This window comes from Neorhizobium sp. DAR64862/K0K3, from assembly GCF_050500185.1.
Taxonomy (GTDB): Bacteria; Pseudomonadota; Alphaproteobacteria; order Rhizobiales; family Rhizobiaceae; genus Neorhizobium; species Neorhizobium soli.
The window spans coordinates 1409030-1430232 of sequence record NZ_CP191449.1; the positions used below are offsets into that span (position 1 = coordinate 1409030).

Annotated in this window: 19 protein-coding genes and 1 tRNA gene; 9 read left to right on the forward strand and 11 right to left on the reverse strand. The window is 60.5% G+C overall.

Annotated elements, in window-relative coordinates; genetic code table 11:
* Nucleotides 1-64: 64 nt before the first annotated feature.
* From ACQY1L_RS06790 to ACQY1L_RS06805, 4 genes are all read right to left on the reverse strand, one after another.
* Nucleotides 65-1096: a DNA polymerase III subunit delta' gene (locus ACQY1L_RS06790; protein ID WP_430243484.1), complete on the reverse strand. Its 1032-nt coding sequence runs from the start codon at nucleotides 1094-1096 to the stop codon at nucleotides 65-67.
* Nucleotides 1093-1773 carry a dTMP kinase gene (gene tmk / locus ACQY1L_RS06795; RefSeq protein ID WP_430243486.1) on the reverse strand — a complete coding sequence of 227 codons (681 nt, stop codon included), beginning with the start codon at nucleotides 1771-1773 and terminating at the stop codon, nucleotides 1093-1095. The genes ACQY1L_RS06790 and tmk overlap by 4 nt, the downstream gene beginning before the upstream one ends.
* 63 nt (nucleotides 1774-1836) lie before the next feature.
* Nucleotides 1837-3006, reverse strand: a complete 1170-nt coding sequence (locus tag ACQY1L_RS06800) for a D-alanyl-D-alanine carboxypeptidase family protein (RefSeq protein WP_430243488.1) — start codon at nucleotides 3004-3006, stop codon at nucleotides 1837-1839.
* Between the two features lie 155 nt (nucleotides 3007-3161).
* Nucleotides 3162-4298, reverse strand: coding sequence for a septal ring lytic transglycosylase RlpA family protein (locus ACQY1L_RS06805; protein WP_430243490.1), 1137 nt, complete (start codon nucleotides 4296-4298; stop codon nucleotides 3162-3164).
* A 324-nt stretch (nucleotides 4299-4622) separates the two neighbouring features.
* Between ACQY1L_RS06805 and ACQY1L_RS06810 the strand changes: the two genes are divergently transcribed.
* Together ACQY1L_RS06810 and ACQY1L_RS06815 are read left to right on the forward strand one after the other, a co-directional pair.
* Nucleotides 4623-4712 (forward strand) — tRNA-Ser (locus ACQY1L_RS06810).
* A gap of 121 nt (nucleotides 4713-4833) precedes the next feature.
* Complete coding sequence (locus tag ACQY1L_RS06815; RefSeq protein WP_430243492.1) at nucleotides 4834-5265, forward strand: response regulator; 432 nt, start codon at nucleotides 4834-4836, stop codon at nucleotides 5263-5265.
* Nucleotides 5266-5347: 82 nt separating this feature from the next.
* On the opposite strand, the gene ACQY1L_RS06820 is transcribed toward ACQY1L_RS06815, so the two are convergent.
* From ACQY1L_RS06820 to ACQY1L_RS06830, 3 genes are read right to left on the reverse strand one after another with little or no spacing between them, the layout of a single operon-like run.
* Entirely contained in the window at nucleotides 5348-6355 is a 1008-nt protein-coding gene (locus tag ACQY1L_RS06820; protein ID WP_342366078.1) for a sensor histidine kinase, read from the reverse strand.
* A 4-nt stretch (nucleotides 6356-6359) separates the two neighbouring features.
* Nucleotides 6360-6818, reverse strand: coding sequence for a response regulator (locus tag ACQY1L_RS06825; RefSeq protein ID WP_062456905.1), 459 nt, complete (start codon nucleotides 6816-6818; stop codon nucleotides 6360-6362).
* On the reverse strand, nucleotides 6811-9006 hold the full coding sequence (locus tag ACQY1L_RS06830) for an ATP-binding protein (RefSeq protein WP_430243494.1): 2196 nt from the start codon (nucleotides 9004-9006) through the stop codon (nucleotides 6811-6813). Before ACQY1L_RS06830 ends, ACQY1L_RS06825 begins: the two co-directional genes overlap by 8 nt.
* 351 nt (nucleotides 9007-9357) lie before the next feature.
* On the opposite strand from ACQY1L_RS06830, the gene ACQY1L_RS06835 reads away from it, so the two are divergent.
* From ACQY1L_RS06835 to ACQY1L_RS06865, 7 genes are all read left to right on the forward strand, one after another.
* Nucleotides 9358-9519: a hypothetical protein gene (locus ACQY1L_RS06835; RefSeq protein ID WP_092662350.1), complete on the forward strand. Its 162-nt coding sequence runs from the start codon at nucleotides 9358-9360 to the stop codon at nucleotides 9517-9519.
* Between the two features lie 325 nt (nucleotides 9520-9844).
* Nucleotides 9845-11737, forward strand: a complete 1893-nt coding sequence (locus tag ACQY1L_RS06840) for a SurA N-terminal domain-containing protein (RefSeq protein ID WP_430243496.1) — start codon at nucleotides 9845-9847, stop codon at nucleotides 11735-11737.
* 19 nt (nucleotides 11738-11756) lie between these two features.
* A complete protein-coding gene (trpD, locus tag ACQY1L_RS06845; RefSeq protein ID WP_062456914.1) occupies nucleotides 11757-12773 on the forward strand; it encodes an anthranilate phosphoribosyltransferase in 1017 nt (338 codons plus the stop codon).
* 4 nt (nucleotides 12774-12777) lie between these two features.
* Nucleotides 12778-13593, forward strand: a complete 816-nt coding sequence (trpC, locus tag ACQY1L_RS06850; RefSeq protein ID WP_430243498.1) for an indole-3-glycerol phosphate synthase TrpC — start codon at nucleotides 12778-12780, stop codon at nucleotides 13591-13593.
* A complete protein-coding gene (moaC, locus tag ACQY1L_RS06855) occupies nucleotides 13593-14072 on the forward strand; it encodes a cyclic pyranopterin monophosphate synthase MoaC (protein ID WP_430243500.1) in 480 nt (159 codons plus the stop codon). Before trpC ends, moaC begins: the two co-directional genes overlap by 1 nt.
* Nucleotides 14072-15289, forward strand: coding sequence for a molybdopterin molybdotransferase MoeA (locus ACQY1L_RS06860; protein ID WP_430243502.1), 1218 nt, complete (start codon nucleotides 14072-14074; stop codon nucleotides 15287-15289). The genes moaC and ACQY1L_RS06860 overlap by 1 nt, the downstream gene beginning before the upstream one ends.
* Nucleotides 15290-15313: 24 nt before the next feature.
* Entirely contained in the window at nucleotides 15314-16780 is a 1467-nt protein-coding gene (locus tag ACQY1L_RS06865) for a cryptochrome/photolyase family protein (protein WP_430243504.1), read from the forward strand.
* 47 nt (nucleotides 16781-16827) lie between these two features.
* Here ACQY1L_RS06865 and ACQY1L_RS06870 read toward each other — a convergent pair whose 3' ends face one another.
* The 4 genes from ACQY1L_RS06870 to ACQY1L_RS06885 all read right to left on the reverse strand — a co-directional run bounded on the left by ACQY1L_RS06870 (nucleotide 16828) and on the right by ACQY1L_RS06885 (nucleotide 21041).
* On the reverse strand, nucleotides 16828-18456 hold the full coding sequence (locus ACQY1L_RS06870; protein WP_062456928.1) for a CTP synthase: 1629 nt from the start codon (nucleotides 18454-18456) through the stop codon (nucleotides 16828-16830).
* Nucleotides 18457-18591: 135 nt separating this feature from the next.
* Nucleotides 18592-19044, reverse strand: coding sequence for a preprotein translocase subunit SecG (secG, locus tag ACQY1L_RS06875; protein ID WP_062456931.1), 453 nt, complete (start codon nucleotides 19042-19044; stop codon nucleotides 18592-18594).
* A 94-nt stretch (nucleotides 19045-19138) separates the two neighbouring features.
* Nucleotides 19139-19909: a triose-phosphate isomerase gene (gene tpiA / locus ACQY1L_RS06880; RefSeq protein WP_430243506.1), complete on the reverse strand. Its 771-nt coding sequence runs from the start codon at nucleotides 19907-19909 to the stop codon at nucleotides 19139-19141.
* A gap of 235 nt (nucleotides 19910-20144) precedes the next feature.
* Nucleotides 20145-21041 (reverse strand): alpha/beta hydrolase, encoded by an 897-nt coding sequence (locus ACQY1L_RS06885; protein WP_430243508.1) that lies wholly within the window; start codon nucleotides 21039-21041, stop codon nucleotides 20145-20147.
* Between the last annotated feature and the right edge of the window lie 162 nt (nucleotides 21042-21203).

The following is a 21203-nucleotide window of genomic DNA, read 5'->3' on the forward strand; positions in this document are numbered from 1 at the left end:
CCGCTCTTAGCGCATGTTGCAGACAAGCGAAACCCAAACTTCCCGCCATGGTCCGGATCGACGATCAGGCGAGCCTGGCGGTTTCGAGAATGGACATCAGCGTCTGCTTGCGATCGAGGTTATAGGCCTGGGCGATCTTCAACTTCTCGGTCATGTCGGAAACCAGCTTCGCCCTGCGGTCCGCCGTCGCGAGATCGCCTGACAATGCGGCCTCCCTCGCCCGTTTGACGAGATGGTCGGACAGATGCTCCAGAAAGAAGCCGAAGATGACGTCGCTGTCCTTGCCGGAGAGAACGTCGGCCAGCCGGTGCATGGCTTTGCGCGCCGCCGGTCCATCCGCCGAGACGGCATCGTCGAATGCCGAGATGATATCGGCGCCGCCGTAATTCAAAAGTTTCAGCGCCTGCGCGACGCTACCCTTGGATTGAGTCAGCACCATCTCCTCGGTCTTGCCGCCATCGAGTGGGCTGCCGAGGGCTGCGAGCGCGCTTGCAAGATCGGCATCACTGAGCGGTGACAGCCTGAGCGGCTGACATCTGGACCGGATGGTCGGCAAGAGCCGTCCGGGGGCATGCGACAGGACGAGGAAAAGCGCACGCCGCGGCGGCTCTTCGAGGATCTTGAGGATCGCGTTGGCTGCGTTGCGGTTGAGGTCGTCGGCCGCATCGATAATGACGATGCGCCAGTTTCCGGTCCCGGATGTCTGGGAAAAGAAGTGCCCGGCCCTGCGCACTTCGTCGACGGTGATGGCCGTCTTCATCTTTCCCGTCTTCTCGTCCACCGGACGAGAGAGATGCAGAAGATTGTGCGAGGCGCCCGAGGCGATCTGGCGGCTGACGGCGCTGTCTGGATCCGGATCGGCGATGTGATCAGGCGCGTTTTCGGGCTCCGGATGGGAGAGGACATGATTGGCGAAACGAAAGGCCAGCGTCGCCTTGCCGATCCCTTCCGGACCTTCGATCAGGATGGCGTGATGGCCCTTGCCCGTTTTGTAGCTTGCACTGAGAAAATCCTCCGCGGCATGATGGCCGAACAGGTGCGGATTTCTGGCGGGCGAAATGGCGCCGTCCAGAATATGCGGATCCTGGTCGCTCATTCCGATGAACCCGTGACGCCGGCCTGATCTGCACCGAGGCTCAAAGCCATGGGCTCGATCAGCGCTGCAATCTCCTTGGCAATCACGTCTTCATCGCGGTCGGCATCGATAACGTGACAGCGGCCGTGATCGGCGGTGGCAATCGCGAGATAAGCCTGGCGGCGCGTTTCGTGGGTCTCGATCTCTTCCCGCTCGAAACGGTCGGGGGCTTCGTCCGGCGCGCGTTTGCGGGCACGGCCAAGGCCGATTTCGGCGGGCAGATCGAGGATCACGGTACAATCCGGTTTGACGCCGTCGATCGCGACACGCTGCAATGCCTCGATGAGATCGGACTCCAGATTGCCGGTGGCGCCCTGGTAGACGCGGGAGGAATCGATGAAGCGGTCGCAGAGAACGATTGCGCCGCTTGCGAGCGCCGGCCGGATGACCTCCTCGACGTGGTCGTTGCGGGCCGCCGCAAACAGGATCGCTTCGAGCCTAGTCCCGAACTCCTGCGCTGCACCCGAAAGCAGGACGTGGCGGACCGCTTCGGCGCCCGGCGAACCGCCCGGCTCCCGCGTCATCAGAACGTCGTATCCCCGCCTGCGCAGGAGATCGGCAAGCCTGCGGATCTGGGTGGATTTCCCCGCCCCTTCCCCGCCTTCGAATGTCACGAATAGCCCGGATTGTTGTGTCACACCTAGTTCCGTATTGCGCCTGTCGGACGGTTCATAGCCGATATCCACGCGTCACGGAACATGTCAAAGCCAGAAGAACATCAGTTCCAGAGCCGCATCGGTCGCCTTGTTGAAGAGTGTACCACCTTCGATGGCATCCGCCGTCATCAGTGGCACTTCCCGGACCAGACGGTCTCCGGATGAGATCTGCAGAACGCCGATTTCCTGCCCTTTCGTGACGGGTGCACGGAGCGGCCAGCGGTAGACGATCCGACCCGAAAGGCGATCGGGGCTGTTGGTCGGAAGGTAGAGATCGACCGGCTCCTGCGCGACGAGATCGACGTGGCGGCTGGTGCCGCCATAGACGCTTGCCTGGCCGATCACTTCGCCTTGCGCGAAGATCACCTTGGTTTGAAACGAGGAGAGCCCCCACTCCATCACCCGGCGCGCCTCTTCCACCCGTTCCTTGTCACTGGCAAGTCCCCCCATGGCAAGGAAAAGCCGCGTTCCTTCGCGCTGTGCGGAAGCGACGAACGAGAAACCTGCTCCTTCCGCATAGCCGGCTCCAAGCCCGTCTATGCCGAGATTGAGCGCGAGCAGCGGGTTCTTGTTGCGCTGAAAGATCTTGTTCCAGGTGAAGTCCGGCTGGGCATAGAGCGGGTAGTATTGCGGATATGTCCTTTGAAGGTGCCGCGCGAGTTCCACCATGTCGCGGGTGGTGGTCCGGCTTTCGGCAGACGGAAGGCCCGTGGAATTGCCGAATGCAGAGCGCGTAAGCCCCAGATCCTTGGCGCGCGCGTTCATGCGCGTCGCGAATTCGGCCTCCGAGCGAGACAGTCCTTCTGCCAGAATGATGCAGGCGTCGTTGGCATTCTGGATGATCACGCCCCGGATCAGGTCGTCGACCTTCATCTGCGATTTCAGCGCCGCAAACATCGTCGTGGTGCCCGATGGCGCGCCACCGGTGCGCCAGGCGAACTCGGTTACGGGATAGCTTGTTTCGGGTGTGATCTCGCCGCGCTGGAGCGCGCTGAACACCACTTCCATGGTCATCAGCTTGGCGAGTGAGGCTGCCGGAAGAGACTGGTTTTCGTTTGCCGAAAGCAGCACCGTGCCGGTCTTTTCCTCGACCATATAGACCTGTCTGGCCTTGGTCGCGAAGGCTGGTGCGGCGTCCTGCGCAGACACGGTCTGTGTCGCGGAAAAGGCTGCCGTGACGCACAGGCAGGCCGAAAACAGAAAGCGTCGCATCATGCCCCCAGAAACGTTTCGACCTATGCCTACAGCATCGATCCGCGAACAGGAATCAATTTTCGGAGATAGGATGCTTTGTGGAAGACAGCGCGAACAACGCGCTGCCGATCGGGACTTCAGACGCGTCGCCTCAGGGTCGGGCCGTGCCGGGCCGCTTAGTCCTGCAGCAGGACGTTGCCGAACATGACCTGCTGCTTGTGGCCCTTAGGCGGCTCGACATAGGCAGTTTCGGAGGTCCAGGCCTGCTGTGCCCGGTTTGCGACCGGGCGGATCTGCTGTTCTGCCCGCGCCGGAGCGACTGGCTGAACGTAACGCTGCTGGCTTGCAACCTGCTGCTGAGCCGGGGCTGCGATCGCCTTCTGGGTCGGAGCCTGAACTGGTGCCGGCTTTGGCGCAACTGCCGCGACCTGTCGCTGCGGTGCCTGGGCACGAACAGTCTCAGCCGTCGAACGCTCGACCGGGCGCGGCGACGCCGCATACTGCTCGGCCTGCTGGAAGCCCCTCTTCGAGGATGCGTTGCTCTGCGCACGGCTCGGATAGGCGGCAGGCGTCGGTACGGACGAACCGAAGCTCTGCATCTGGTCACGCAATGGCTGGTTCGACGCGACCATCACGCCGCTTGAACTCTGACCGCCACCCGGATTGAAGGACGGCAGTCGATCGCCCTTGCGGATGTAGGACGCCATCAGGAACGGTGTATCCTCACCATCCATACGAGCGCGGCCGACATACTGGACATTGACCTTGGCAGTGCCCGAACGCTTCATATCGAGGAGCTCGGCTGTCTTGCTGGACACGTCGAGGATGCGGCCGGCGTGATACGGGCCGCGGTCGTTGACGCGGACGATGACCGACGAGCCATTTTCGACATTGGTGACGCGGGCATAGCTCGGCAGCGGAAACGTCGGATGGGCTGCCGTGAGGCTGGCAGAATCATAGACCTCGCCATTGGCGGTATAACGGCCATGGAAGGCCGAACCATACCACGATGCGAGACCACTCTTGTTATACTGCGGATCTTCCTTGGGAACGTAGGTCTTGCCCCTCACCTGGTAAGGCTGGCCGACCATAAAGCGACCGCCGCCTTTCGGTACCGGCTGTCCGTCCCTGACGACGCGCGGACTGGCTTTGACGCCATACTCCTTCTCGGAGAAGTATTCCTTGCTGCGCACCTGCTTCTGCGCAGGTTCAGGCGTCGGCTTTGTCGTGGCACAGGATGCCATCGCCGCGAAAACCACCGTCATGCCAAGCCACTTCGCACTTAGCGAAACAATACCGCCACTCAAACGCAAAACCTGTCCGCCCCATAATTTCTTGCCACAACGAGCGCTTGAGCCTCGAAGATCGATTCGTCGTTCCGATCAATGAACCAAGCGAGACCCGTTCGGCCCCGTCTTTGATGGATGCCTAGATTTGCTTTTTTCGTGGCTAAAATGCGAACGAAAACTGTTGAGTAATTAAAATTGTATCCAGTATGGTTAACGGATACTTAAAGTAATATTCTATTAATACCTTGATTGCCGCCTTCCCCGCCAAAGACTAGGGTACCAGTGCAGCAATCGAAGCGCATCTCCAGTTGACGACAGCAGTTCTGCGATTATAAAGCCTGACAGCGAGGAAGAGTGTCCGAGTGGTTTAAGGAACCGGTCTTGAAAACCGGCGTGCGGGAGACCGTACCGTGGGTTCGAATCCCACCTCTTCCGCCATCAGCCGATCGCACCGAAAAGAGTGGCAGCGTTCCATACACATCACTTCTGTAATGCTTGCGGGCTTTTTGCCCTTGAAAAAAGCGTACCGCTCGCCATTTCGCAACTTCCTGTTTTAACCATGCGTGAAATGATGTCCGATAGCACAGCCTATACCGAATCCGCGAAAATCCTCCTGCTGGAGGATGATCTCCTTCTTGCCATGGACATGGAGGATTACCTCCTCGACCGTGGACACGAAGTCGTCGGACCGTTTGGACGTCTGGTCGATGCGCTCGATGCCATCCCTCGCAACGAGCTTGCCGGCGCGGTGGTCGATCTCAACCTGCACGGCGAGTTGTCCTTTCCGGTGATCGAGGAACTGCAGGCACGTTCTGTCCCCATCATCGTCTGCACCGGTTACGCCGAGCTGCCGGAAGTCAAGACGAGGCTGAAGGGATTGCCGCTGCTTCCCAAGCCCTGGACGGCCCACAAGCTTTCCTCGCTGATGGAAGAGACATTCGGGGCCACTCAGGAGCCACGGCACGCGCCTTCGTCGAAAATCCGGAACTAGTCGCTCGGGCTCTCATCACAGTTCGTTCTGACACAGTTTCGACGCGGCGCCTAAAGTGGCAGCCGCGCCGGAGTTCCGAACTTCAGTCGAATGACGGTATCGGGAACGTGATCCGGCAGACGAGGCCTGTCTCGGCATAGTCTATTTCGACGTTCCCTCGGAGTTCATACTGGATGCTCCGCTCCACCAGCGTCGTACCAAAACCCTGTTGCTCGGGTGGCGTGACGGTCGGGCCGCCAATCTCCTGCCAGGTGAGCGTAATGGTTGCCTTTCCCTCCTTCACGGCGTCGCGCACCCAGCTGATCGCGATATGACCGCCATCCTGTGACAGTCCGCCGTATTTCACCGCATTGGTCGTCAGTTCGTTGAAGACCAGGCTGAGCGCCAGCGCGGACTTCGGGTCGAGATGAACAGTCGGACCGGGATCGATCACGAACCGGTTGCCGCGGCCCTCCATATACGGTGCCAGGGTCCGACGTACGACGTCGGCAAGCTCCGCCTTGCTCCAGTTCGTTTCGAACAGGAGCGCATGTGCGTCAGCCATCGCCCGAAGCCTGCCAAGCAGGTTCGACGCGTAGTCATCGACCGTGTGACTGCTCTTTGCAGTCCGGCGTACGAGCGACATGACCATGGCCATGGTATTTTTCACCCGATGGCTGAGTTCACGGACGAGCAGTTCCTTCTGGTTCTGCGCACGCCGGTGCTCGGCTTTCTCGTGAGCCTCCGCCAGTGCCCGCTCGACGGCAGCGGGCAAGCGTATCAACCGTTGCTTCAGAACGTAGTCCGTCGCGCCACGCCGAAACGATTCGATCGCGGCCTCCTCCCCGAGTATACCGGAGACAAAGATGAATGGTATTTCCGGCACCTCGCGGCTTGCCATGTCCAGCGCCGCCATACCGTCGAAATCGGGCAGCGAAAAATCCGAAAGGATGAGGTCGAAATCGCGCGCTTCCAGCGCTTTCACAAATTCACCGCGGTTGCTGACGAGACGGATCTCCGGCTTTTTCGTCAACAGTTCAAGCTGCTCGCGGATCAATTCGGCATCGAGCGGGCTGTCCTCCAGCATGAGTAGGCGTGGATTGTGCTGCACTCTGTTAGCCTCCGTCTTTGGCGCGGTATCCAGGAGGTGGTTCATTCAAGAGAGCCCAAAATACCCCGAGATCCTGAATGGCCTTGAAGAACTGCTTGAACTCGACAGGCTTCACGACGAAGGCGTTGACGCCGAGCTCGTAGCTTCGCACCAGATCCTGCTCTTCCCTCGACGACGTCAGCATGACGATCGGAATGTGGTGCAGTCTCTCGTCTTTCTTGACACGCTCGAGGACTTCGAGACCATCGATCTTGGGCAGTTTCAGATCAAGCAGCACAACGGTCGGATCGCCGGACGGGCGACCTTCATGAATCCCGGTTCCGAAGAGATAATCGATCGCCTCGGCGCCATCGCGAGCAACGACAATCTCGTTGGCAAGCTGGCACTTTTCCAACGCGGCGAGCGTGAGTTCCAGGTCGCGTGGGCTGTCTTCGACAAGCAGTATCGGGCGTAGTTCAGGCATGGGCGCGGCCTTTCTTCTCAGGGCCTGGCAGGGCAAAGACAAAGGTTGCGCCCTTGTCCACTTCCCCATGGGCGGTAATGCTTCCGTTATGGCGTTCGACGATCCTGCGCACAAGAGCAAGGCCGATACCGGTCCCCTCGAAGTCTTCGGCGCGCTGGAGCCGCTGGAAGACCCCGAACAGTTTGCCGACATAAGCCATGTCGAACCCGACGCCGTTGTCGCTGACGCTGTAGGTGGTCACATCGCCTTTGGCGGAGCCCCGGACGCGGATTTCTGCGGGGTTGCGGTGCCTGCTGTACTTTACCGCGTTTTCGATAATGTTGAACCAGACCTGCCGCAACAGCGTGGCATCGCCCCAGGCGGTCGGCAACGGCTCGATCGACCACGAGATGGCTCGGTCGTCCTGGTTCAGAATCACGCTCTTCACAACCTCGGCGACAAGCTTGTTCATGTCGACATGCTTATGGGTGATCGAGGCACGCCCCAGCTGCGAAAAATTGAGCAGGCCATCCACGAGCCTGCCCGCTGCCAGCGCCGAATCGGAGATGGTCCGAAGGTAGTGGCGCGATTTTTCGTCGAGACTGTTTTCCCTGTCTGTCAGCAACTGAGCGAAGCCGACGATGTGCCGGAACGGCGCCCTCAGATCGTGCGACACCGAATAGGAGAAAGCTTCAAGCTCCTTGTTGGAGCGCTGCAGTTCGCTGGTGAGTTCACCCAGCTCTTCAGCCTTTCGCAAGACGATCCCGACGATCGCGTTGCGAAGGTCGCGTGCAGCAGAAAGTTCTGCTTCGCTCCAGGCCTGAGAATGGAGCCGGACATTTTCGCTCCAGGCCTGAAAGGATTTCCGCGGATGGATACGTCCTTTTTCCTGGACAATCTTATGCGGGTCTCCAGCCCACTGGACCGTGCGGATCACCTCGGGCCGGAACCAGATCAGCCAGTTTTCGTAAAGCTCGGACAAACGAATGGCGATGATGCCGCTTGCCTCGCCGGCAAACGCTTCAGCCGATGGAAAGTCCGCAGCAAGCGATGTGGTGGCGAAGATGTCGTCGTCCGCTCTGCCGGAAAGCCAGCCGACGATGGAGCGAACTTCGTCGTCCGTCGGGGTGATCCCCACCTTGTGGCACTCTCCCTGTGCAATAATGGCGGCTCCCGAGGCCCCAACCTGCGCGACCAGATCTTTCGGCAAGGTCTCCAATCCCTCGCTCCAGGACGAGGCAGATGTCATTGCCCGCAGAAGATCACCGGAGATGCGCGCCAGCTCGACGCGGCGGGTGGCGTCCTGGGAGTGAACTTGCGCTGCGATCCGCATGGCGAGCGACTGGACGATAAAGTCGCAGGCATCGCGCACCCTGACCGGAACCATGTGAGGCTCGGCGCTATGGCAAGCGACAAGCCCCCAAAGGCGTCCGTCGATTATGATCGACATGGACATGGATGCGGCCGTGCCCATGTTGTGCATGTATTCGAGATGCACCGGCGAAACGCTGCGCAGCTGCGAGAAGCTCAGATCAAGCGGACTGCCTGCGGTCCCGAGTTCGCGATCAGCGTCTATCGGCACAGGTTCATAGGATGCGTCGGGAATGACGCGCAAGCGATTGGCGGCGTAGAGCGCACGCGCCTGTGCCGGTATGTCGCCCGCCGGGAAACGCAGGTCGAGATACGATGGCAACCTGCCATTGCCTGCTTCCGCAACAACGTGTCCGTTCCAGTCGTCGTCGAACTTGTAGACGAGGACGCGATCGAACCCTGTCAGGTCGTGAACAAAGCGAGCGGCCGCCGCAAGCGAACCCGCCACATCGGCCTGCGTCGACAGAACCTGCGCAAAACCGCGCAGGCGCGCAAACAGGCTGCCGAGTGTCTGCGTTCCCGAACGCTCGACTTCCAGGATGACAAGTCCACCAGATCGATGCGCCGTCAGTGTTGCATCGGAGATATCTGTCTGGAAAACGGCTTCGCTCGACTCATGCCAATTTCTAATGTCGTCATTCAGTGGATCAAGGATCACCGGCGCGGGACCGCCGAGGCGCAGATCGGCACCAAAAAACGCGCCGGCATTGCGGCTTGCCTGCAGGACCGTGAGATCAGCCGGCCGCAGAACGATCAGCGCACCATGCGGCTGGATCGCACCCGGTATATGGATCGGCTCCTGCGCGCAGGATTCCAGGTTGATTTCCGATCGATCCAAAATGCTTTTTCTCCCTCATCTCCGCCCGCATTCCACCGCGGTTCAGAGCCAAACAGGCTTCTAAATTAGTCCTGTCGTTTCACAAGCCAAAATACAAACTGGACGATTCATGTAAACCGAGCCGCTACCCATCGGCTCGGAATCGAGGGAACTTCGCCGTCCCAACTTCATTATTCGCTGACAAACACGAGCAAGATTCGGATGAATGCCAATGGTCCTCAAACAGTGATTGCTCACCTTTACGATTATCGGCGCCGCGTCTCTTCGCGCCAGAAGAACTCCAGTTCCACGCAAGCGCGATTATCTAGCCTGCCCTTGTCGGAATCAATCGCGACAGTTAGGGGACAATGAATGTCTAAAGAAACCGAACACACGAGCCAGCCATCCGAACAGGCCATTGGCCTTTTCCTGCAGGACGGCGATGGCGACAGCCTTACCGACGTGCTCGTCGAAGCGCTTTACGAAGCATTTCGCATCATGGACGACGACGTCTCTACCGAAACCTACCACTAACGCGCTAAAACGTACACTGGCGGCGAATGAGCGGACGCGACGCCGGGCCTGAGACGGCTCGCCCGTGGAGATGCTGAGCAGCGTTCGGCGAAACGGGTCGTTTCGATCAATAGCGGGGATAGAGTGCCCACCGGGCCCGGCTGTCGTGACTGTCGTCGTCATATAATCCCTGCCATTACCTTCACGAAATAGTCAGTGGGGCGGACAATGGTGGTGCCTGCGCGCTTTTGCGCGTCAACGCCTTCATTTCCGTTGCAGATTGTTCTAGAGACATTCGCTCAAACCGCCGGAAAGGCGGCACTACGACTGATAGGTAATATCGCCGATGCTCAATTCGCTCAGAAACGCAGCCCGCTCCTGGGTCGCAAAACTCCTGCTCCTGGTTCTTGCCGCATCCTTCGGCATCTGGGGCATTTCGCACTCCCTGATCGGATCGAACAGCAATACCGTCCTGACGGTGGGCGATCAGCAAATCTCGTCTGAAGAGTTCAGGCTGGCCTATCAGCGACAGGTCGCTAATATCGGTCGTCAGTTCGGCGCACCGCTGACCGCGGAACAGGCACGTGCATTCGGCGTCGAGAACGAGGTGTTCGCACAGCTCGCCGCAGGCGCTGCACTCGATCAGCTTTCCGACGACATGAATCTCGGTCTTTCAGAAGACAAGCTCGGTATCCTGATCAGCGAAGACCCTGCATTCCAGGGCGTCAACGGTCAGTTCGACCGCGCCTTGTTCACCTCCCGCCTGCGCAATGCCGGCCTTCGCGAGGACGATTACATCAAGGAGCGCAGCAAGGTTGCCGTCCGCAGCCAGATCGTCGAAGCGGTGTCCGACGGGTTCAAGCCGCCGCAGGTTCTGATCGATGCATTGAAGCAGTATCGGGACGAAAGCCGCACAGTCGAATATCTGCTTCTGTCGAACGCCAATATCGATCCCGTGAAAGCACCGACGGATGATATTCTGGCGCAGTGGTTCGAAGGTGCGAAGAGCCGCTATCGGGCCCCGGAATACCGCACGTTTGCCTATGTGAAGCTGCAGCCATCCGACATCGCGGATGCGTCTTCGATCACCGACGAGCAGGCGCGGGCCGAATACGACAAGCGGATCGCCAGCTTCAAGACGAGCGAGACGCGCACCATCGAGCAGCTGCCCTTCCCCAACATGGAAATGGCAGAAGCTGCGGCGACGCAGTTGCGCGCCGGAACGACGACGTTCGACCAGGTCATGGCGGACCAGGGGAAAACCGCAGCCGACGTTCGCCTCGGCGACTTTACCCGCGACGCTGTTCCGGATGAGGCAATTGCAGAAGCGGCCTTCAAGCTTGGCGCGAATGGCGGCATCACGCCAGCCGTTCAAGGTACATTCGGTCCCGTCATTTTGCGGGTCTCCAACGTTCGCCCGGAAACCACCCGCGCCTTCGACGAGGTCAAGGGCGAGTTGCGCCAGCAGATGGCGGTCGCGGCCGCCTCGCAGGAACTCAACACGGCACATGACCGCTTCGAGGAGTTGCGCAGCAACGGGACGACGCTTGAAGACGCAGCAAAGGATCTGAACCTCAAGCTCGTCACGGTCACGGCCAATGCATCCGGTCTTGATCCGCAGGACAAGCGCATTGCGGATCTCCCGAGTGGTACCACGCTTTTGACCGACGTCTTCCGCACCGATCCCGGCGCCGATACGCTGCCGCTGACGGTTGGCACCGACGGCTTCGTCTGGTTCGAGGTCCGCAATGTCACGCCGGAACGGGAACGTCCGCTTAGCGAAGTCCGCGACCGGGCCGTTGCCGACTGGACGGCTGATCAGCAGCGTCAGGCGCTTTCGGCACGCACGGCCGACCTCAAGGGTCGCCTCGACAAGGGCGAGACGCTGGCAGTGATCGCTGAGGATCTCGGCGTCGCCATCGAAACGAAGTCCGGCCTGCGCCGCAACGGCGAGGACGCCATCTTCGGCAACGAGGCGATTGCGGCAGCCTTTGCAGGTCCGGTCGGTGTGACTGGAACAGCGCTCGGATCGGACGGCGAGAGCCGCCTTCTTCTGAAGGTGACGGCGGTCGATCAGGCCACGAGCGATGCGCTTGCCGGCGACGAGCAACTCCAGCGCATGGCCGATTCTGCCGGCGATGACATGCTCGATCAGATGGTCAACAGCCTCAAGAACACCTACGGTGTTTCGATCAACCAGGCCGCCGTCAATCAGTCGGCTGCGCCCGCGCAATACTAAGCGACTTGAGAGCCAAAGAATGCCTGAGCTGAAACCCTTCATTGCCAAAGTTGCTGCCGGGGAGAGCCTCACGCTGGATGAGGCGCGTCAGGCGTTCGACATTCTGATGTCCGGCGAGGCGACGCCCTCGCAGATAGGCGGGTTTCTGATTGCGCTGCGCGTACGAGGAGAAACGGTGGCGGAAATTTCCGGCGCCGTAACGACCATGCGCGAGAAAATGCTGCGGGTCGACGCACCAGCCGATGCCGTTGATATCGTCGGCACGGGTGGGGATGGTGCCGGCACCTACAACATCTCGACACTGGCATCGATCATCGTGGCTGGTACGGGCGTTCCCGTCGCCAAGCATGGCAACCGGGCGTTGAGTTCCAAATCGGGGACGGCGGACGCTCTGTCGGCTCTCGGCGTCAACCTGGAAATCGGTCCGGACCGCATTGCCCGTTGTATCCGCGAGGCCGGGATCGGTTTCATGTTTGCGTCTATGCACCATGCCGCGATGCGCCATGTGGGGCCTAGCCGCGTCGAACTGGGTACGCGGACGATCTTCAACATTCTGGGTCCTCTCTCGAATCCTGCAGGCGCCAAGCGTCAGTTGCTCGGCGTTTTCGATCCGAAATGGCTGCAGCCGATCGCAGAGGTGCTGCGCGGTCTCGGCTCCGAGACTGTCTGGGTCGTGCATGGCCAGGGTCTGGACGAGATCACCACGACAGGCGTGACGCAGGTCTGCGCTCTGGAGGGCGGCAGTATCCGCTCCTTTGAACTGACCCCAGCCGATTTTGGCGTGCCGCAGGCAACGCTTGCCGACCTCAAGGGTGGTGACGGCATCCACAATGCGAAGGCGTTGCGGGCGGTTCTCGGCGGGGCGAAGAATGCATACCGTGATATTTCACTCTGCAACGCGGCGGCAGCGCTTGTCGTCGCCGGAAAGGCCGAAACGCTGAAGGATGGCATGACGATCGCCACGAACGCGCTCGAAAGCGGCAATGCCGCTGCAGCGCTTGACCGGCTTGTGGCCGTATCGAACGAGAAGGATTGAGCGAATGGCGGATATTCTCAAGAAGATCGAAGCCTATAAGCGCGAGGAAATCGCAGCGGCGAAGGCAAGCGTGCCGCTCACTGAGCTGAAGGCTCGTTCCGCCGACCAGCCTGCTCCGCGCGGTTTTCTGCGTGCATTGCAGGCGAAGAAGGATGCCGGCATTTTTGGTCTCATTGCCGAAATCAAGAAGGCGAGCCCTTCGAAAGGGTTGATCCGCGCAGACTTCGATCCGCCGTCGCTCGCCGCAGCCTATGAGGCCGGCGGTGCAGCCTGCCTGTCTGTTCTGACAGATACGCCGAGCTTTCAAGGTGCGCCGGAATTCATGGTCGCAGCAAAGGCTGCCTGCGCCCTGCCCGTTCTGCGCAAGGATTTCATGTTCGAGACCTACCAGGTGCACGAAGCGCGCGCCTGGGGAGCCGACTGCATCCTGATCATCATGGCGGCGCTGTCGGATGACGACGCGCTCGCGATCTACGAGGCCGCCAGCGAGCTTGGCATGGATGCGCTTATCGAAGTGCACGACGCCCCTGAAATGGAGCGGGCGCTGAAGCTCGAGGCACCGCTGGTGGGGATCAACAACCGCAATCTGCGCACGTTCGAGCTCGATCTCGCCATCAGTGAGACACTTGCACCGATGGTGCCAGCCGATCGACTCCTCGTCGGCGAAAGCGGCATCTTCAGCTATGCGGACTGCCAGCGGCTGCAGAAGGCTCATATCGAGACCTTCCTGGTCGGTGAAAGCTTGATGCGTCAGGACGACGTTGCTGCGGCGACGCGACTGCTGCTATCTGGTGAGACAAAAGCACAGGCAGCCGAATAATGGCAACACTCACTCATATCGATTCGGCCGGCGAAGCGCATATGGTCGATGTCGGCGACAAGACTGAAACCGTACGCTCGGCGACGGCCGAGGGTCATGTCAGGATGCTTCCAGAAACGCTCGCGCTGATTCTGGATGGCAATGCCAAGAAGGGTGACGTCATTGGAACAGCGCGGCTCGCCGGGATCATGGCGGCGAAGAAGACCAGCGACCTCATTCCTCTTTGCCATCCGCTGATGCTGACCAAGGTCTCGGTCGAGATTACCGAAGATGCCGCCCTGCCCGGTCTGCGTGTCACGGCGACCGCCAAGCTGACCGGCAAGACCGGCGTCGAGATGGAAGCGCTGACGGCGGTGTCCGTTGCCTGCCTGACGATCTACGATATGGCGAAAGCCGCAGACAAGGGCATGCAGATCGGCGGCATCCAGCTTCTCGAGAAGACCGGCGGCAAGTCCGGAACATACCGCCTGGAGGGCTGATGAAGGCACTACTCCCCGTGGCGGATGCCAGGAGCCGGCTGCTCTCTGCAGCGCGTCCGATCGACGATATCGTGAATGTCCCGCTCGGCGAGGCCGACGGTCGCGTGCTGGCTGTCGATCTGGCCGCGAGGCTGACACAGCCACCGTTCGACGCGTCCGCCATGGATGGCTACGCAGTACGGGCAGAGGACGCGTCTACGGTCGGCACGGAACTGTCGGTCATCGGGACGGCGTCTGCGGGCCACGCCTTCGAGGGCATTGTCGGCCCGGGCGAGACGGTGCGGATCTTCACGGGTGCACCTCTGCCGCAGGGCGCTGATTCCGTCCTCATCCAGGAAGATGCCGAGCGAATCGCGGACGACCGGATCCGCACTGCATTTGCCGTCGTCGAAGGACGGCATGTGCGGCCCCGCGGCCAGGATTTTGCAGAGGGCGAGATCGTCCTCAAGCGCGGCACAGAGCTCGACTTCGCGCATCTGACCGTCGCCGCCGCGATGAACCATCCGACGCTTGAGATCTATCGGCGACCAAGGGTCGCGATCCTTGCGACCGGTGACGAGCTTGTCGTTCCTGGCGGTGTGCCGGCGACCGCGCAGATCATTGCCTCCAATACGTTCGGCGTCGCCGCACTGGTGCGGTCCAACGGCGGCGAGGTTCTCGACCTTGGCATCGTCAAGGACAACCAGGCGGATATCGCTGCAGCTGTCGCACGGGCGCAGCTCGAAAAGGCCGACGTGCTGGTCACGCTCGGTGGAGCTTCTGTCGGCGATCACGACCTCGTCCAGTCGACGCTGAAGGCCGCCGGTATGGAACTCGATTTCTGGCGGATCGCGATGCGTCCCGGCAAACCGCTGATGGTCGGTTCGCTCGACGGCATGCATGTGCTGGGCCTGCCCGGCAACCCGGTCGCAAGCCTTGTGACCAGTCTCCTGTTCCTCGAGCCTCTGCTGCGAAAGCTCGCGCGTCTCAGCGAGAGGAACCGCGAGGTCATGGGTGTCACAGCGGAGCATATGAAGGCGAACGACCAGCGGAAGGACTATGTTCGCGCGAGCGTGACGCGTGACGCGGCGGGAAATCTTGTTGCCAAGGCTTTCGGAAAGCAGGATTCGTCGATGATGAAGATATTTTCGCGATCCGACGGCCTTATCGTGCGTCCGCCGCACGCTCCGGAGCTGGCTGCCGGTGCACCCTGCCCTATATTGCTCATTCGTTCCTAAGGCGCTTTCCAGGCGTCCTTTGCGATGCCTCGAACGGAGAAGCGCGTGCCTGCCGATCATTCAACTGACAAAGACATTCCGACCATCCTGTGGTTTCGCAAGGATCTCCGTCTCGATGACAATGCGGCGCTGAATGCGGCGATCGATGCCGGCGGCGCGGTCATCCCCGTCTATATTCGCGAACCCGACGAACTGAACATCGGGCCTCTCGGTGGCGCGCAGGAATGGTGGCTGCATCATTCGCTGACGGCACTCAAGGGCGCGCTGAAAGCGCTCGGCAGTGACCTCATCCTCGTTAGGGGAAAGGCCGAGGATGTTCTGTCCGACATCGCCCACAAGACCGGCGCCCGCTCCGTCTTCGTCAACCGCGCCTATGAACGCACGGACTACGACCGTGAAATCGCGGTCGCCCTCAAAGACAAGGGCATCGCCATCAGCGCCTTTCATGGCCAGCTTCTCCACGAGCCGGACCGGATCCGCACGGGGGCGGGCAAGGCATTCAAGGTTTTTACACCGTTCTGGAACGCGATGCAGAAGCTCGGCGAACCGCACGAGCCGATGGATACCCCAAAGTCCATCCCTGCCCCGAAGCAATTTCCCCGTTCGGAAAGCCTGGACGGCTGGGACCTGCTGCCGACAAAGCCGGACTGGGCTTCGGGTTTTTCCGAAATGTGGACACCGGGAGAACAGGGCGCGCGGGAGAAGTTAAAGGACATCATCGACAGGGACCTGCACGACTACAAGCGCGGTCGGGACTTTCCGGCGATCGACGCCACGTCTTCGCTGTCTGCCCACCTCACCCATGGCGAGATTTCCCCTGCCCGCATCTGGTACGAGACGAGAGGTCTTCCGGCGAAGACATCGGAAGACGTGTCGCACTTCCGCCGCGAGCTTGCCTGGCGCGATTTCTGCTACGGTCTGCTGATCGAATTTCCCGGCCTCGATCGCGAAAACTGGGACGACAAGTTCGACGCATTCGAATGGCAATACGATGCCAAGCAATTTACGGCTTGGACCAAGGGGATGACGGGTTATCCGATCGTCGATGCCGGTATGCGGCAGTTGTGGAAACACGGCTATATGCACAACCGGGTGCGGATGATCACGGCGTCGTTCATGATCAAGGATCTGATGATCGACTGGCGCAAGGGCGAGCAGTGGTTCCGCGATGCGCTTGTCGATGCGGATCCTGCCAACAATTCCGCCAACTGGCAGTGGGTGGCCGGCAGCGGCGCCGATGCCTCGCCGTTCTTCCGGATCTTCAATCCTATCCTGCAGGGCGAGAAATTCGATCCAGACGGTGATTACGTTCGCGAGCATGTGCCCGAACTGGCAAAGCTCGACCGCAAATACATCCACAAGCCGTTCGAGGCGCCTGCGGCCGTGCTGGAGAAGGCAGGCATCGAGCTGGGCAAGACCTATCCAAAGCCCATCGTCGATCACGGCTTTGCCCGCGACCGGGCGCTCGCCGCATACAAGGCGCTGAAATAGAAAAGTGGTCAAAGAAAAACCCGGTCGAAGCCGGGTTTTCTCAGGTCTTAGACGAGACGGCTCTGTTCGAGCGCTGCCTCGACGAAACTCGCAAACAGCGGGTGCGGATCGAGCGGTCGGCTCTTCAGTTCCGGATGGTACTGAACGCCGATGAACCACGGATGGTCAGGGTATTCGACCGTTTCAGGCAGAAGGCCGTCCGGTGACATTCCCGAGAAGACGAGACCGCAGTTTTCCAGGCGGTCCTTGTATTGGACGTTGACTTCGTAACGGTGACGATGGCGCTCGGAGATATCCGTCGACCCGTAGATCTCAGCGATCTTGGTGCCCTTCTTCAGAGCCGCCTGATAGGCGCCAAGACGCATCGTGCCGCCGAGGTTGCCGGCGGTAGACCGCTTCTCGAGCTCGTTGCCCTTCAGCCACTCCGTCATCAAACCGACGACCGGTTCCTTTGCAGGACCAAACTCGGTCGAGGATGCGTCTTCGATGCCGGCGAGATGACGGGCGGCTTCCACCACCGCCATTTGCATGCCGAAGCAGATCCCGAAATACGGAACCTTGCGTTCGCGCGCAAACTGGGCCGCGAGGATCTTGCCTTCCGAACCCCGTTCGCCGAAACCGCCGGGGACCAGAATGCCGTGAACCTTCTCAAGCCACGGAGCCGGGTCTTCCTTTTCGAAGACTTCCGATTCGATCCACTCGAGATTGACCTTGACGTGATTGGCGATTCCGCCGTGATGCAGGGCCTCGATCAACGACTTGTACGCGTCCTTGAGGCCTGTGTACTTGCCGACGATCGCGATCGTTACTTCGCCTTCCGGCGTGTGGATGCGGTTGCAGACCTCTTCCCAGGCGTCTAGACGGGGCTTGGGAGCGGGTTCGATGCCGAACGCAGCCAGCACTTCCGAATCGAGGCCTTCCTTGTGGTAGGCCATAGGGACGTCGTAGATATTGGCAACGTCGAGCGCCTGGATGACCGCGGATGGGCGAACGTTGCAGAACAGCGAAAGCTTGCGGCGCTCGGCCTCCGGGATTTCCCGGTCTGCGCGCACCAGCAGGATGTCCGGCGCGATACCCAGCGCCTGCAGTTCCTTGACGGAATGCTGGGTCGGCTTGGTCTTCAACTCGCCGGCTGCCGCAATGAACGGCATCAGTGTCAGATGCAGATAGATCGTTGTTCCGCGCGGCAAGTCGTTCTTGACTTGGCGGATCGCCTCCATGAACGGCATCGCTTCGATATCGCCGACCGTACCGCCAACTTCGCAGAGGACGAAATCGTAGTCCTCATTGCCCTCGGTGACGAAATCCTTGATCTCGTTGGTGACATGCGGAATGACCTGAACGGTCGCGCCGAGGTAGTCGCCGCGGCGTTCCTTGTCGATGATGTTCTTGTAGATGCGGCCGGTGGTGATGTTGTCGGTCTTGGTCGCCGAACGGCTGGTGAACCGCTCGTAGTGACCGAGATCCAGATCGGTCTCAGCGCCGTCGTCGGTCACGAAGACCTCGCCGTGCTGCGTCGGGCTCATAGTGCCCGGATCAACGTTGAGATAAGGATCGAGCTTCCTCAGCCGAACCCGGTAACCCCTCGCCTGGAGCAGAGCTCCGAGGGCCGCGGCCGCAATTCCTTTTCCGAGGGAAGAAACCACGCCGCCTGTGATGAATACATATCGCGCCATGGGAGCCACCGAATACCTTCTGATTTCTGATTCCGCCAGCGGAATTTTCTTTTTCCGAAAAAAGTCTGTGGAATCTCCACAAACGAAAACCGGCAGGCTTTTGGCCCGCCGGAGTTTGTTGCCTTCAACCGTGCCTTACTGGCCGGTTGGAACGCTGTTCGTCGGAGCGGGCGTTGCCGGGGCCGGTGTCGCCGGAGCCGGTGCTCCCGTTGCCGGTGCTGTCGGAGCAGGCGCTGAACTCGCGCCATCCGATGGGACGCCGTTGCTTGCCGGCGGAGCGGTCGGTGCCGGGCCGAGCTGGTTCAAGATACCATTGCCTGAACCCTGCTGGCTCTGCGGAATGCGGTCGAGAATATCCGTCGGACGCGATTCGTAGCGAGCCAGAATGCCGAGCGCCAATGACGTGACGAAAAACAGCGTCGCCAAGATCGCCGTCGTGCGGGTCAGGGCGTTTGCCGTGCCGCGCGCCGACATGAAGCCGGAACCGCCGCCGATGCCAAGCCCTCCGCCTTCGGAGCGCTGGATCAGCACGACGCCGACAAGCGCCAGCACGATCATGAGATGAATGACGATCAGAACAGTCTGCATGAATAAGATCCCTGCCCCGTTGGCGAGGCAATAGAAGAAGTTTGGCGGCTCTTTACACGAGGCCCGCCCGCTTTCCAAGCCCCTATTGAATGGCTCAGGCGGTCAAGGCTTCATAGACGCCGTAGATGGCGAGAAAATCGTCGGCTTTCAAGCTGGCGCCACCGATCAGTGCGCCATCAACATTTTCGATCGCCATCAGCTCCGCCGCGTTGCCCGGCTTGACCGAGCCGCCGTAGAGGAGACGCATCCCCTTGCCGTCGTCGCCGAACCGCTTCACGAGTTCTGCGCGCATGAAAGCATGCGCGGCTTCCACATCGCTTGCGGTCGGCGTCACGCCGGATCCGATCGCCCATACGGGCTCGTAGGCAATGACCGTGTTTGCTGCAGTGGCATCATCAGGCAGGGAGCCATCGAGCTGACGCTTCAGAATATCCAGTGTCTGACCGGTGTCGCGTTCCTCCGCCGTTTCGCCGACGCAGACGATCGCGATCAATCCGGCTGCATGGGCAGCCTCGGCCTTGGCGCGAACCGTCGCGTCCGTTTCACGATGATCGACGCGCCGTTCGGAATGACCGACGATCACATGCGTGCCGAAGCAGTCGGCGATCATGTCTGCTGAAATATCACCGGTATGCGCGCCGCAATCCTTCCGATGACAATCCTGGGCGCCGATCATCAGCGGGCTGTCTGTCGAAAGCGCCGTCGCCACATAGAGAAGCGTGGCCGGCGGGCATATCAGGGTTTCAACCTTTTCCGAGAGAGGTCCCATCACGCCCTGAGCAATCGCCTTGATCTCGGGAAGGCTGTCCCTCGTGCCGTTCATCTTCCAGTTTCCGGCAATAAGCGGGCGAATTTCTGGTGTCATGTCGATCCCTGTTCCTCTCCTCCAGCCGACGCCGTTGAGCGCCGCCACCTAAACGTGCAGGACAGGCCTCCCGACATGTCCTTTCACACTTCGTACGCTGAATAATGAACGCATTTCAAGTGCTTGGATGGATCATGGATGCCGGGACACCGGCCTAGAGCCCGCTCATCGCGCACCGCAAGCGATGCACGCCGCGATTCAATCGGTTGAGACCCATTGAAACGCCCGATTGCGCTTAAACCGGTAATTTGTGGGCAATAAGCACGAAATTGAGGGCTTTGCGCCAGTCGATCATCCGGATCGGCGTTCCGTGCCCACCCGTGTTGAAAACGGACATACGGACCCGGTATCCGGCGCTCTGCAATTTCCGGTAGATCTCGGTCTGTCCGCTGGCTGCGTAGACGCTGTCGGCACTGCCATGGGCGATATAGACCGGCAGTTTCGCCTTGGCGAACGGCGTCGACGGCAGACCCGGATCGGGTGGACCGCCGAGCAGGACCATTCCCTCCAGAAAGCGGATCGTCGTGGCATCTCGGCTCACGGCCTGACAGATGAAGCCGCCCATGGAGGCGCAGGCGAGGATGACTGGACGTCCAGTCGATTTCTCCGACGCATAGCGAATAAGGGCGGCGATATCGGCTGCACCTTTGTCGTCGAAGGATTTGATGCTCGGCGAATAGTAGGTCCCGCCTGACGCGGTGACGAGGTTCTTAAGCCGGTTGAAATTGCCGCCGAACGTGTAGTCGTTGACGCCGAGCCGCCTGTCGCCGCCCCTGCCGTGAATGAAGATCACCGTGAAGGCGGCACCCTGCGCAGGTCCCACCCTGGTGACATCGAGGGTCCGCCCGGAGAGAGGCAGGGTTTCATTTTCCTGGACACGGCGCGATCCAAGCGCCACATAGGCATTCTTGACCCGCCGCTCAGGCTCGCTGTCACGTCCGTTGATGTCGCGCAGTTCCTGGTAGTCGATCACCTCGTAAGCGCCGCCATCCCGGGTTTCCAAGACCTCGAACCGGGAGAACAGATCGTCCTTGAACGGCTTGATGGGGCCTTCCTGCGCGAGGCTTGCTGAAGCGGTGAACGCGACCATGCCAGCAAGAAGCGTGCCGAAAAAGAAATGAACTGTGGACATGCGGGCTTTCATTCGGAACCTTCTGTCTTCCAACTTGCCATGCTAAAGCCGAGGCAGCATTGCTGGCAGAGCCGCCGTGTGCGTACGGCATCGCGAGAAAGCCGGTTTTCTGGCAAAATCGCATGTGATTCGAAACAGCACGAGATAGGTATGGCTATCTCC